The organism is Thalassococcus sp. S3 (assembly GCF_004216475.1).
Classification (GTDB): Bacteria; Pseudomonadota; Alphaproteobacteria; order Rhodobacterales; family Rhodobacteraceae.
In genome coordinates this window covers 775,064-788,040 of record NZ_CP022303.1, presented here as the reverse complement: position 1 = coordinate 788,040, position 12,977 = coordinate 775,064, and the positions used below count along the sequence as shown (strand labels likewise).

The window sequence follows — 12,977 nt, the reverse complement described above, 5'->3', positions numbered from 1 at the left end:
CTGGTGGGCGAGCTGATCAACTAGCCCCTTAACTGGGGCTGTCCCCCATCAGATATCTGGGGCCCGTTCCCTTTTCGCCCGCGCTGTCCTTGGGATTGTAAAGGGCGCATTTGGGAAGGGACAGGCACCCGCATCCGATGCAGCCATCCAGATCATCCCTGAGTTTCGTGAGCGTCGCGATGCGCCGGTCAAGATGGTCGCGGAAATTTTCCGCGATCCTGGCCCAGTCCTTCGCGGTGGGCGTCCGGGCGCCCGGCAGCTTTTGCAATTGATCGCGGATCTCCGGCAGCGAAAAACCGAATTGCTGCGCGATCATGATAAAGCTCAACCGCCTCAGATCCGCACGTTCGAAACGTCTTTGACCGCCCGCATTGCGCCAGGGCCGGATCAGACCCTGCGCCTCGTAATAGCGGATGGCGGAAACGGCGAGCCCGGTGCGTTCGGCCAATGCTCCGATCGACAACCCCTGAGGCATGAATTCAGTCCTTCCAAAAATCCTTGACCTAAAGTTAGGTTGAGAAATTACGATAGGATCATGTTTTCGTCAATGAAGGGAAGTCTGCATGACAGCAATGCTTGAACACACGAACCTCACCGTGTCCGATCCGGATGCCACCGCCAAGTGGATGTGTGATCTGTTCGGCTGGCATATCCGCTGGTCCGGGACAGCCATGCAAACCGGGCGCACGGTCCATGTCGGCACCGACACACAGTATCTGGCCCTTTTCACGCCGGGCAAACCAAACCCGCCCAAGGATGACAATTACGAAACCCTGGGCGGGCTCAATCACATCGCCGTGGTTGTCGACGATATCGAACAGATGGAAGAGAGAGTGAAAAATGTGGGTTTTACCGCTGGAAATCATGGAGACTACGAGCCGGGCCGACGCTTTTACTTCCACGACGCGGATGGCATCGAATACGAAGTCGTCCAATACGATTGATGAAAAAAGGGTTATGAAAGACCATGCCAAATGCCCGGCCCCGGGTCACATCGCATCAGTGTGGAGATAGATGTTCTCGACGGGCCGTTCCCGATATCGAAATGCCTGAAGGGGAAGTCCGGGGACATGTGCGACGGCCATGCCCCCGGACCTTGGCATAAGCAGCCCAGATCACGTGATATTCAAAGCCGGTCCACTACGCGACACGCGGCGGCGTCTGGCGCACCATGCCGAAATCGACGACACCGATCCCCATCCAGTCGCCGTCCTGTTCCACACCGCAATTCAGTGGCGCGTGACTGATTTCATACATCGGCACGTCGCGAGACAGCGATTGACGCAATTGCCGCCAGTACTTGAAAACACCACCGCCCGCTTGTCGATACTCCCGTGAATTGATGTCGTGAAAGCCGCAAACGAACCGCGCGTGGCTGCCAAGACCGATGAAGTCGTTCTTCGCCCAATGGTAACTGTGATCACCATCGATGAAGACGATATCGAATGTCTCTCCGATCAGATCCTCAGAGGTGGCGGGTATCCTTAGCTCGACCCCAAGCAGTTCCAACACGTCGTCCGGCAAAAGAACACCGGCTTCTAGATCAATACCGACATAGCGAAAATCAGCATTCAATGCTTTGAAAAAGCTGGCCGCGATCAAGCAGGATCCGCCGGTAAAGACACCGATTTCAGCCATGCTCGCGGGCCGATAACGGACACAATAAAGCAGGAAATCAGCAAACTCGGTCGGGATCTGCTGCAATCCAAGAACGGATGCATTGTTCCAATCCTGATAGTGAGACAGGCCCAGCCAGGGATTTCGCGCGAGGCCAAACTCCCGAATATGGCCGAGAAGCCGATTTCTGTCGGTCACGCGGTCTCCATCGGCGATCATGGCCTGGGCGACGCGTTTTGCCTTTTCGATATCAAATTTGAGCGCTCCGGTCGCTCTCCCCTCGTGCACAAGCTGTGCTTGCTGCACGCGCTTCGGTTCAGACATATCTTATCCTCTTACCGGCGCGCTTCGTCGTTATGTGGATGTGGACATCGTTAAGTTGTCAATCAAATCACGACCCCAGCGTCCCGCACGCAAACCCTTGCAAAAATATCACCCCCCTTCGCGACCCGTTTGGCGGGGACCGCCGGGTGGCGGGCGTCGGATAGGACAAAGGGCGCGCGTTCTCTCAATCCTCTTGCATTCGCGCGGCCAATTGGGTCAGGTAAAGACCAACCAAACGAAAGGTCACGGGGGCCTACCCCGTGGCCTTTGCCACTTTGTCAGGGCCAGAACGCAGATGGACAAAATCCCGATGACACCGGCCGGCTTCACCACACTCGAAGCCGAACTGAAAACGCTCAAAACCGTCGAACGCCCCGCGATCATAAAGGCAATCGCCGAGGCGCGTGAGCATGGCGATCTGTCGGAAAACGCCGAATATCACTCGGCCCGCGAGAAGCAATCCTTCATCGAAGGACGCATCAAGGAGCTTGAAGGGGTATTGAGCCTCGCCGATGTCATCGACCCTTCCAAATTGTCCGGTGCGATCAAGTTTGGCGCGACCGTCACCTTGGTGGACGAAGACACCGACGAAGAAAAAACCTGGCAGATCGTGGGCGAGCATGAGGCGAATGTCGAAGCTGGCCTTCTGAACGTCAGATCCCCCATCGCACGGGCCCTGATCGGCAAGGAGGAAGGCGACAGCGTCGAGGTGCGGACCCCGGGCGGTGACAAGTCCTATGAGGTCTTGAGCATCAGCTACGCTTGACGGAGCGCGCTATGTCCGACCAACACAGTCCCGAGCCACCAGAGCCGGTGCGCCCGACCCCGCTTGGGATCTATGACAAGCCCAAACGGGAGGCGATCACGGGGATCGAGATCGCAGCGCTCGCCCTCAGCTTTATCTGGCTGCTGGGGGCAGTGATCTTCTTTCTCGTCCTGCCGTCCGATGCATCAAGCGGATTTGACGGCATAAGGTTCCTTGTCACGCTCATGGCTGTCTTCATGCCTGTTGCGATGATCTGGGTGGCCGCCACTGCCGCGCGCTCCAGCCGTGTGATGCGGGAAGAAAGCCAGCGGCTTCAGGCGGCAATCGACGCGATCCGTCAAAGCTATGTTGCACAGCAGCAGCGCGGGGCAATCATAAACGAACCGTCGGTGACGCGAAAACTCGATGAGATTGCCGAGACGGCCAAGAAGACCGAAACGGCGCTGGCGACGTTTTCGACCTCACGCTCTGACACTCCACGCCCAGCACCCACAGCGGCGCCACAGCCTGATACAGCGGACGATCAGGCCTCCTTCGCGCTTGGCACGCCGGCCGAGGATCTTGCGCCCCCCCTGCCGAACGAAGACTTCGTGCGGGCGCTCAACTTCCCGGAGACCGCGGAAGACGAACAGGGCTTTGCCGCATTGCGCCGGGCGCTCAAGGATCGCCGGGCCGCACAGCTGATCCAGGCCGCCCAGGACGTGCTGACACTGCTCAGCCAAGACGGCATCTACATGGACGACCTGCGCCCGGACAAAGCACGGCCAGAGGTCTGGCGGCAATTTGCGGGCGGGGCACGGGGCCGCGCGGTGGCAGCACTTGGCGGCATTCGTGATCGCTCGTCGCTTGCATTGACCTCCGGCAGGATGAAGCAAGACCCCATTTTTCGGGACGCGGCACATCACTTCCTCCGGCTCTTCGACAAGACATTTGCGGATTTCGAGCCGGCCGCCAGCGATGCCGAGATCGCGGCCCTTGGCGAAACGCGCACCGCGCGCGCTTTCATGCTGCTGGGTCGGGTGGCCGGCACGTTCGACTGACACGGCACGGGTGTTGCACCGGACAGCCGCCGTTTCATGTCGCTTCGGACAGTCCATCTTGCAGCCTCACAATGCCTATCGGCAATGGGACAGAGAATAAAACGGCTTGACCTGAACCCACCTTCAGGTCGTAGCAGCGATATCGGCAGCAGGAGAATGAGATGGCCGATATCAACCCAACACGTGAGCAAGACGCGGATGCATTCGTATCCTGGCGGGAGTTTTTCCAAAGCTCTCATGTCGGCGCGCTGGCTCTGGTCTGCCTTGCAGTCTGGTTGCATGCAGCGGACAGCTTGATCGTGGCGACCATGCTGCCGTCGATTGTGGCCGAGATCGGGGGCGTCTCGCTTGTTGGGTGGTCGGTCTCTCTTTACGAAATCGGCTCCATTCTCGCGGGAACGACCAGCGCGCTTCTGACGATCCGCTATGGCTTGCGCCGCCCGATGAGCCTGGCTGCCGCCCTTTTCGGCACCGGTTGCCTGCTCAGCGCGGTTGGTCCGACCATGCCTGTCGTTCTGACCGGGCGTCTTTTGCAGGGCCTTGGGGGCGGCGGCTTGGTTGCCATGGGGTTTGTCGCCGTCAGCGTCCTCTTTCCACGCCGCTAAACGGCACGCGCGATGGCCGCGATCTCAACGCTCTGGGGTGTTTCGGCATTCCTTGGTCCGCTGATCGGAGGCGCCTTCGTGGAATTCGCGACCTGGCGCTGGGGTTTTGGGTTTTTCGCGCTTCAGGCATTTGCCCTTTCGCTTTGGATATACCTGCGCAGGGAACCCTCCGGCGCGTCCCGATCCGACCAGAGCACGACATTTCCGATCAGGCGTCTTCTCCTGCTCAGCGTGGCGATCCTGCTCGTGGCTTCTGCCGGGGTAAAGGTTGAAATCCTGCGTACGGGTCTTTTGATCGCCTTGGGTCTGGCGGGACTTGCGCTTTTCCTTTGGTTGGATGCGCGGGCGCGGAAGGATCGTCTTTTGCCCCTGCGGCCCCTCGACATCCGGCGCCCGACCGGGGCCGCGCTGGTGATGATCTTGTGCCTGTCGGTGGCGACGATCGCGATCACCGCGTTCGGCCCATTGCTGATCACCGCGGTTCATGGCGCATCGGCCCTGACAGCGGGTTACATCATCGCCTGCTCTTCCATCGGCTGGACCATCACTGCCGTTCTGGTCAGCGGCTTGCCCGAGCGGTTCGACCGCCACATGATCAGTCTGGGCATATTCATCGTCGCGCTCAGCATCCTCGGATTTCCCTATGCGGTCCCAAAAGGGCCGATCTGGCTGATTGCGGCTGTTGCAGCGTTGGAGGGGGGCGGTTTCGGTATTGCCTGGACGTTCATCCTAAGGCGGACAACCACCCTGGCCGACAAAACGGAGGTGGAGCGGGTTTCAGCCGCGATCCCGACCATCCAGCGCTTGGGCTACGCGCTTGGCGCGGCCTATATCGGCGTGGTTGCAAATGCCTCTGGCCTATTGGCGATGCAAAGCCCCGATGACGCGCGGCAGGTCGCGCACCATGTCTTCATCGCCTGCCTTCCATTTGCAGCGGCCGGTTTGTTGGCCATGGTCGGGTTGGTGCGCAACCGCTCCTGACCATGATGTCAGATGCAGGCGTCTTGAGGCGCGCTGAAAGGGCTGGTGGGTGATGAGAGACTCGAACTCCCGACATCTTCGGTGTAAACGAAGCGCTCTACCAACTGAGCTAATCACCCATGCCGGCGGGATTTATAGGCTCCGCCCCGGCTTCGCAAGCCCGTGATTGGCATCAGATGGCAGCTTTGCGGCTTTCGTCGAGATAGATTTCCCGCAGGCGCGGCGCAACCCGGCCCGGCATCCCGTCCCCAAGGGCCACTCCGTCAATCTCGACCACGGGCATCACGAAGGTGGAGGCCGACGTGATGAAGGCCTCATCCGCATCCTTGGCTTCTTCAATCGTGAAGTTGCGCTCTTCCACTTCCATCTGGGCCTCTTCGGCGAACCGAAGAACCGCGGCCCGGGTGATGCCGTGAAGGATGTCATTGGATCTGGGTCGCGTGATGATCTTACCGCCTTTGACGATATAGGCGTTGTTGGACGTACCCTCAGTCACAAAGCCGTCCTGGATCATCCATGCGTCATCCGCACCCGCCTTTTTCGCCATCATCTTGCCCATCGAGGGATAGAGAAGCTGAACCGTCTTGATATCACGACGGCCCCAGCGGATGTCTTCGATCGAGATGACCTTCATGCCCTTTTTCGCCGCCGGATTGTCGGCAAGGCCGGGCTTGTTTTGCGTGAAAAGAACGATGGTCGGCGCCGTCGTCTCGGGATCTGGAAAGACGAAGTCCCGGTCCTGTGGTGCGCCGCGGGTGATCTGCAGATAGATCATCCCCTCTTCTATTTCATTCAGCTTTACCAGTTCCCGGTGGATCTCCAAAAGCTCATCCTTGGTGACCGGCGCCGCCATGTCCAGTTCGCCCAGGCTGCGCTCCAACCGGACGGCATGTCCGTCGAAATCCACCAGCTTGCCATCCAGAACGCTTGTCACTTCATAGACACCGTCGGCCATCAGAAAGCCTCGGTCAAAGATCGACACTTTGGCCTCGTCCTCAGGCAGGTACTCTCCGTTCACATAAACTGTGCGCATCTCGTTCTCCTATCCCCAGAGCGCCGCGTCCGGCGGGTGTACCCCCTTTTCGTCAAATCGCAGCGGGTACGGGCGGTCTTCGGCCAGAAGCAGAGGTCCGTCAAGATCCGTCACCGCCGCACCCTGCGCCAGCAGGGTCGCGGGCGCCATGGCCAGGGAGGACGCAACCATGCAGCCCACGAATATCGCGTAGCCTTCGGCGCGCGCAGCCTCACGCATCGCCAGCGCCTCGGTCAGACCGCCGGTCTTGTCGAGCTTGATATTGACCATGTCGTACTTGCCTTTCAGCGCAGGCAATGTCGCGCGGTCGTGCGCGCTTTCATCCGCACAGATGGGAACCGGGCGTTCCAATCCTAAAAGTGCGTCGTCGTCCCCGGCGGGCAAGGGCTGTTCGACCAGTGCGACCCTCAACTTGACCAGATGCGGCGCCAGATCCGAATAGACCTCGGCGGTCCACCCTTCGTTCGCGTCAATGACGATCTTTGCGTCCGGCGCTCCAGCCCTGACAGCCTCCAGCCGGGGCATGTCGTCGGGCGTGCCAAGCTTGATCTTGAGAAGTGGACGATGTGCATTGACGGCGGCCTGCGCCTTCATCGCGTCAGGCGTATCGAGCGACAGTGTATAGGCGGTGATCTCCGGCCCGGGAACGGGCAGGCCCGCGAGATCCCAGGCGCGCTTGCCCGCCTGCTTGCATTCCAGATCCCAAAGAGCGCAGTCCACCGCGTTGCGCGCCGCACCGGCGGGCAGAAGGTTTTGCAGGGCGATCCGGTCAAACTGCTCCGGCAGGCTTTCGATCTGTGCCGCGACGCTGTCCAACGTCTCGTCATAGCGACCGTAGGGCATGCATTCTCCCCAACCGCTATGCGCTCCGTCGGTGACCCGAACGGTAAGCACCTTGGCTTCGGTGCGTGAGCCGCGCGAAATGGTAAACGCCTGGGCCAGCGGAAAGACGTCCCGGCTGATCTCAAGGTGCATGACCTGCTCCTTCATTCATCAACGCTGGCGCCGGCCAAATGCCGACGCGTCTGCTTACATCGCCTCAAGCGCCTCGGCCAGTCGCGAAGCACCCTGCCGGAACGGATCGATGGTGGGCAGGCCCATCCGCTCCTCTGTCTGCGCCAGATAGGCCATCGCCTCATCCTCGCCGAGGTGCTGTGTGTTTATCGAAATCCCGATGATCTTGCAGTCCGGATTGGCGACATGCGCGAGCGGCAACGCCATGTCTCTCAGCGCTTCAAGCGAGGGCAACGTATAATCGGGCAGCCCACGCATCGTCGCGCGCGTCGGCTCGTGGCTCAGGATCAGCGCGTCCGGTTGGCCGCCATGGATCAACGCCATGGTGACGCCAGAGAATGAGACGTGGAAAAGACTGCCCTGGCCCTCGATGATGTCCCAGTGATCATCGTCGTTATCCGGCGTCAGATATTCCACCGACCCGGCCATGAAATCCGCGATCACGGCATCAAGCGGTACGCCATCCCCGGTGATCAGGATGCCCGTCTGCCCGGTCGCCCGAAACGTGCTCTTCAACCCGCGCTCACGCATGGATTTATCAAGGGCAAGCGCCGTATACATCTTGCCCACGCTGCAATCGGTGCCCACGGCCAGCACCCGCTTCCCGGAGCGTTTCTTGCCGTTTGCGATCGGATACTCGACCTCCGGCACACGGACATCGTGCAATGCACGTCCATTGGCTTCCGCCACGGCCACAAGATCGGCTTCGTCCCGCAGCAGATTATGCAGGCCCGAGGCCAGATCGAAGCCCATCTGCAACGCGTCGATCAGCACCGTTTTCCAGCCGTGCGAGATGACGCCGCCCCGGTTTGCCACGCCGATCACCAATGTCTTCACGCCAGCGGCCTTCGCCTCCTCCAGCGTCATGTCAGGCAAACCGACATCCGCACCACAGCCCGGCAGGCGGAACTGGCCCAGCGCATTGTCGGGCCGCCAGTCGCGGATGCCTTGTGCCACCTTCGCGGCGAGCTGATCGGGCGCGTCGCCCAGAAAGAGAAGGTACGGTGTCTGGATCATTGTCGGCATCTCCCCAAAATCCGGCTCAGGCTAAGGGAGGGCGACACAAAGAGTCTCTCTTTTTTCAGGCAATGTATGGCAATGTATGCAATTCTATCCCGAGCATCCGCACATTTGCGCGAAAATCGTGCGCTGTTTCCGCCCCAGATGGACCAATCGAAGCGCCTATACCGAGATGCTGCAGATGCAAAAGTCGGCTTGCAGTGCCCCGCGCAATTTAATACCTGCACGAGGAAGAAAATCGCAATTTCCTTACCCAAGAAGGTGCTGCATATGAGCTTTCGCATCCAGCCGACCCCGCCTGCCCGTCCCAACCGCTGCCAGCTTTTCGGCCCCGGATCGCGTCCCGCGATCTTTGAGAAGATGGCGGCAAGCGCGGCGGATGTGATCAATCTCGATCTTGAGGATTCGGTGGCGCCGTCAGACAAGGATAGCGCCCGCGCCAATGTCATCGAAGCTATTCAGGGCGTCGACTGGGGCAAAAAGACCTTGTCCGTGCGGATCAACAGCCTCGACAGCCCCTATTGGTATCGGGACGTTGTGGATTTGCTTGAACAGGCATCGGAACGCCTGGACCAGATCATGATCCCCAAGGTGGGATGTGCCGCGGACATCTATGCGGTCGACGCGCTGGTCTCGGCAGTGGAAGCGGCCAAGGGTCGGCAGAAAAAGCTGGCCTTCGAGGTTATCATCGAAAGTGCCGCTGGCATCGCCCATGTCGAGGAGATCGCAGCGGCATCCCCGCGTCTTGAGGCGATGAGCCTTGGGGCCGCGGATTTCGCCGCTTCAATGGGTATGCAGACGACTGGTATCGGTGGAACGCAGGCAAATTACTACATGTTGCATGAGGGCCAGAAACACTGGTCAGATCCCTGGCACTGGGCGCAAGCCGCGATCGTTGCCGCCTGCCGGACCCATGGTGTTCTGCCCGTCGACGGCCCGTTTGGCGATTTCAGCGATGACGAAGGATTTCGCGCACAAGCCCGCCGTTCGGCAACGTTGGGCATGGTGGGCAAATGGGCGATCCATCCCAAGCAGGTTGCACTGTCAAACGAGGTCTTTACGCCGTCCGAAGAGGCCGTTGCCGAGGCGCGCGAGATCCTCGACGCGATGGAACAGGCAAAGGCAAACGGCGAAGGGGCCACTGTCTACAAGGGGCGCCTGGTGGATATCGCGTCGATCAAACAGGCCGAAGTGATCGTGCGTCAGGCCGAGATGATCACCGCCGCCTGATAGACTCTCTTTGTTGTTCGTTGGCATGCATGCAGACGCCTCGCGGTCTGCATGCAAAACGGCCGATCTGCGGAAGGCTTATTAACGGTGGCGATACGCCGGATGCAGGCGGTACGGGCGCTCTGACCGCAGGCTCAATCGGTTTTGGCCGTCACGTTCTCTTCAAAGGCCTTTGCGAACTCTGCTTGTTTCTCTGCAGTCGCGTCCGTCTGATAGTTCGCTTTCCATTCGGCCATCGTCATTCCGTAGAACACCTCGCGGGCTTCCTCTTTGCCCATCTCAAGGCCGCGTTCCTGCGCGGCCTCCTGATACCACCGGCTCAGGCAGTTGCGGCAGAAGCCGGCCAGGTTCATCAGATCGATGTTCTGCACATCGGTCCGGTCCTCCATGAGGTGTTTTTGCAACCTGCGGAACGCAGCCGCCTGAAGTTCGATTTCGGTCTTGTCATCCATGTTGGAACCTCTCTCGGAACGGGATTTCTGAAAAGATAGGTGAAAGGAGCGCGCTTTACACGCCGGATTGCCCCAGCGCCTGTTCCAGCAGGGGCGCAAGGCGCCTTGCCCAGCTGACCTGTCCTTCGGGTGTTTCTATCAGGTCATTGCGCAATTCGATCAGCACGTTCGGACGGCCGTGCCGAAGCGCGTGCTGATCGACCGAGTCGCCGGGCAGATGGCCTGCATAAGGCTCGTTGTCGCCGACGGGCGAGACGAGATGTGAGCCCAGAATGTCAATAAGCGGATCCGCAAGCCGTCGGTCGGATGCGGACAGCACACCAACTTCCCACGGGCGCGGTGATCGCCCGTTCAGTTGCGGCGTGAAGCTGTGGATCGCCAGCATCACCATATCCGGCCGCGCTGCCTGTTCGGCCATCGCCTTGTGATAAGGCCGCCAAAAGGCATCGATGCGCCGATCCCGCTCGGCGATATCGGCGTGGCGATTGGCGGGAATGATCGTCCCATCGTAGAGCTTCATCAACAGGGTGGGATCATCAACGCCCCGGTTCGGGTCGATGACAAGCCGCGAAAAATCGGCAGCGATCACCGGGCTGTTCAAAAGCTCCCCAAGCTCCAGCGCGACGCCGTAGGCGCCGATATCGTAGGCGATATGCCGTTCCATATCCGCCGTCGACAAGCCCAGATCGCCATCTGCCACGCTTTTGGGCACCGTGTTCGTTGCATGATCGCAGGTCACAAGCCAACGCCCCGGTCGGTCCGGCCCGGTCAGAAAGAATGGCAATTCGGTCATATCGGTGTCATGCCCCCTTTTGGCAGCTTTAGGACAGTTGCCACCGAATGGGAATTCGTCGATATACGACGCAAAGTATGTTTGCGGTAACATGTTTGTAACCCGAAGATCAATTTGAAGGATTTCGCCGGATGAGACGCCTGCGCAACGTCAAGATCGTGGCCACGTTGGGGCCCGCCTCTGAAAGCTACGAGACAATCAGGGCGCTGCACGAAGCCGGCGCAGATGTGTTCCGGCTCAACATGAGCCATGGCAGCCACGCGGATATCCGAAAGAAGCACGAGATCATTCGCAAGGTTGAGGCGGATCTCGACAGCCCGATTGCCATCCTGGCCGATCTGCAAGGTCCGAAGTTGCGCGTCGGCACGTTCGTGAACGAGGCTGAAAACCTGGAACAGGGCGCACGCTTCCGGCTGGATCTTGATCCCGAGGATGGCACGGCAGAGCGCGTCTGCCTGCCACACAAGGAGATCTTTGCAGCCCTGGAACCGGGCGCGAGCCTGCTTGTCAACGATGGCAAGATCCGGCTGCGCGTTATCGAATGCGGCGCCGACTTTGCGGAGTGCGAGGTGCTTGCCGGCGGGACGATTTCCAACCGCAAGGGCGTGAATGTGCCGGACGTGATCCTGCCCCTCGCAGCCCTCAGCGAGAAAGACAGGGCCGACCTGGAATTCGTCTGTGATCTTGGCGTGGACTGGCTTGCCCTCTCTTTCGTTCAACGCCCCGAGGACGTGAACGAGGCACGTGCCCTCGCACGTGGCCGGGCCGCCATTCTGTCGAAGATCGAAAAGCCCGCCGCCATCGAACGCTTCGAGGACATCCTTGATGCGTCGGACGGCATCATGGTGGCCCGCGGGGATCTGGGCGTTGAACTCCCGGTTCACGCCGTGCCGCCCATCCAGAAGCGTTTGGTGCGCAAATGCCGCGCCGCCGCCAAGCCGGTGATCGTTGCCACGCAGATGCTGGAGAGCATGATCGAAAGCCCGATGCCGACACGAGCTGAGGTTTCGGACGTGGCAACGGCGATCTACGAAGGTACGGACGCCATTATGCTGAGCGCTGAATCAGCGGCGGGGGATTATCCGGTGGAAGCGGTCAGCACCATGGATCACGTCGCAACCGAAGTGGAAGCAGACCCAACATACGTGCAGATCATCGCATCGTCACGGGGCGGGCGGCAATCCGGGGTCGCCGACGGTATCGTCGCGGCCGCGCGCGAGATTGCGGAGACGACGGACATCAAGGCGATCTGCTGCTTTACCAAAAGCGGAACGACGGCACTGCTGACCGCACGCGAACGCCCGGGCGTTCCGATCATCGCGATGACCAGCCAGCGCGATACAGCAAGACGGCTCTGCCTCAGCTGGGGATGCAATTGTGTCATGACCGACGAGCTGGGGCGCTTCAAAGAAGCCGTGGTGCGCGCCGCGAGGGCCGCGCGTACGGGCGGTTTTGCCGACGTCTCGGACCAGATCGTGGTGACAGCCGGCGTGCCCTTCAATGTCACCGGAACAACAAATATCCTCCGCGTCGCGCCATGCGACGAGCGTCTGATTTTCAACTCCGAACCGGGATAGCCACTTCCGCGATCCGGCGTGCGGTCTTGAGAAGACGACCTCGGAGGGCGAAACTCCAATCCTGCCGATGCGATGATCGGATGATCATCACCGCGTTTGCGTTGAAGGGTCGATCCGCGCTAACCTTTGGGAACAAGACTAACGGGGAATGCGGATATGGATGCTGATCTTGCCTTGGTTCTTGGGCTTCTGATCGGCGCGCTCTCTATTCCGTCGATCGTCTCGGCCTTATCGGATGCACGCACCCCGCGCGCATCCGCGGTGACCGTTCTGATCGCTGGTGGCCTCATCATCTTTGCGCTTCAGACCAAACCAGGCGGCTACAGCTTCGAAGCCTTGCCCAATGTCATCATCAGCGTGGTGGCCCGCTACATTCCGTGACCCCCGACACCTCTCCAGCGCGACGCAAGGCCTCATTTCAGGTCTTGCAAAGACCGTGAAGCCGACATAGACGAAGCGCTTAGTTCGCGTGGCCGGCCAATGTGGCATGCCGAGTCGCGCAAAGACCGAACCCGATTGAAGGAG

13 protein-coding genes, 1 tRNA gene and 1 pseudogene are annotated in these 12,977 nt (G+C 60.2%); 7 read left to right on the top strand and 8 right to left on the bottom strand.

Annotated features, from left to right (window positions below):
• Positions 1-28: 28 nt before the first annotated feature.
• A complete protein-coding gene (gene soxR, locus CFI11_RS04125; RefSeq protein WP_130403335.1) occupies positions 29-475 on the bottom strand; it encodes a redox-sensitive transcriptional activator SoxR in 447 nt (148 codons plus the stop codon).
• 88 nt (positions 476-563) lie between these two features.
• On the opposite strand from soxR, the gene CFI11_RS04120 reads away from it, so the two are divergent.
• On the top strand, positions 564-944 hold the full coding sequence (locus tag CFI11_RS04120) for a VOC family protein (protein WP_130403333.1): 381 nt from the start codon (positions 564-566) through the stop codon (positions 942-944).
• A 196-nt stretch (positions 945-1,140) separates the two neighbouring features.
• On the opposite strand, the gene CFI11_RS04115 is transcribed toward CFI11_RS04120, so the two are convergent.
• Positions 1,141-1,941, bottom strand: coding sequence for a class I SAM-dependent methyltransferase (locus tag CFI11_RS04115; protein ID WP_130403331.1), 801 nt, complete (start codon positions 1,939-1,941; stop codon positions 1,141-1,143).
• Between the two features lie 295 nt (positions 1,942-2,236).
• On the opposite strand from CFI11_RS04115, the gene greA reads away from it, so the two are divergent.
• The 3 genes and pseudogenes from greA to CFI11_RS04095 all read left to right on the top strand — a co-directional run bounded on the left by greA (position 2,237) and on the right by CFI11_RS04095 (position 5,333).
• Positions 2,237-2,707, top strand: coding sequence for a transcription elongation factor GreA (greA, locus tag CFI11_RS04110; RefSeq protein ID WP_130403329.1), 471 nt, complete (start codon positions 2,237-2,239; stop codon positions 2,705-2,707).
• An 11-nt stretch (positions 2,708-2,718) separates the two neighbouring features.
• Complete coding sequence (locus CFI11_RS04105; RefSeq protein WP_130403327.1) at positions 2,719-3,747, top strand: hypothetical protein; 1,029 nt, start codon at positions 2,719-2,721, stop codon at positions 3,745-3,747.
• A 161-nt stretch (positions 3,748-3,908) separates the two neighbouring features.
• Positions 3,909-5,333, top strand: a pseudogene (locus CFI11_RS04095) (MFS transporter).
• A gap of 43 nt (positions 5,334-5,376) precedes the next feature.
• Here the strand turns inward: CFI11_RS04095 and CFI11_RS04090 are convergent.
• The 4 genes from CFI11_RS04090 to dgcN form a co-directional block, all read right to left on the bottom strand.
• Positions 5,377-5,452 (bottom strand) — tRNA-Val (locus CFI11_RS04090).
• A gap of 53 nt (positions 5,453-5,505) precedes the next feature.
• On the bottom strand, positions 5,506-6,366 hold the full coding sequence (locus CFI11_RS04085; protein WP_130403321.1) for a D-amino-acid transaminase: 861 nt from the start codon (positions 6,364-6,366) through the stop codon (positions 5,506-5,508).
• Positions 6,367-6,375: 9 nt separating this feature from the next.
• Positions 6,376-7,341, bottom strand: a complete 966-nt coding sequence (gene dgcA, locus CFI11_RS04080; protein ID WP_130403319.1) for an N-acetyl-D-Glu racemase DgcA — start codon at positions 7,339-7,341, stop codon at positions 6,376-6,378.
• Positions 7,342-7,395: 54 nt separating this feature from the next.
• The gene (dgcN, locus tag CFI11_RS04075; protein ID WP_130403317.1) at positions 7,396-8,397 is read right to left on the bottom strand and encodes an N-acetyltransferase DgcN; all 1,002 of its coding nucleotides are present in this window, start codon (positions 8,395-8,397) and stop codon (positions 7,396-7,398) included.
• Positions 8,398-8,670: 273 nt separating this feature from the next.
• Between dgcN and CFI11_RS04070 the strand changes: the two genes are divergently transcribed.
• Positions 8,671-9,630, top strand: coding sequence for an L-malyl-CoA/beta-methylmalyl-CoA lyase (locus CFI11_RS04070; RefSeq protein WP_130403315.1), 960 nt, complete (start codon positions 8,671-8,673; stop codon positions 9,628-9,630).
• 134 nt (positions 9,631-9,764) lie between these two features.
• Here CFI11_RS04070 and CFI11_RS04065 read toward each other — a convergent pair whose 3' ends face one another.
• The gene (locus CFI11_RS04065; protein ID WP_130403313.1) at positions 9,765-10,082 is read right to left on the bottom strand and encodes a DUF1244 domain-containing protein; all 318 of its coding nucleotides are present in this window, start codon (positions 10,080-10,082) and stop codon (positions 9,765-9,767) included.
• 55 nt (positions 10,083-10,137) lie between these two features.
• Positions 10,138-10,875 carry an N-formylglutamate amidohydrolase gene (locus CFI11_RS04060; protein WP_130403311.1) on the bottom strand — a complete coding sequence of 246 codons (738 nt, stop codon included), beginning with the start codon at positions 10,873-10,875 and terminating at the stop codon, positions 10,138-10,140.
• Positions 10,876-11,006: 131 nt separating this feature from the next.
• Between CFI11_RS04060 and pyk the strand changes: the two genes are divergently transcribed.
• A complete protein-coding gene (gene pyk, locus CFI11_RS04055; RefSeq protein ID WP_130403309.1) occupies positions 11,007-12,452 on the top strand; it encodes a pyruvate kinase in 1,446 nt (481 codons plus the stop codon).
• A gap of 156 nt (positions 12,453-12,608) precedes the next feature.
• Positions 12,609-12,833, top strand: a complete 225-nt coding sequence (locus CFI11_RS04050) for a hypothetical protein (RefSeq protein ID WP_130403307.1) — start codon at positions 12,609-12,611, stop codon at positions 12,831-12,833.
• Positions 12,834-12,977 lie beyond the last annotated feature (144 nt).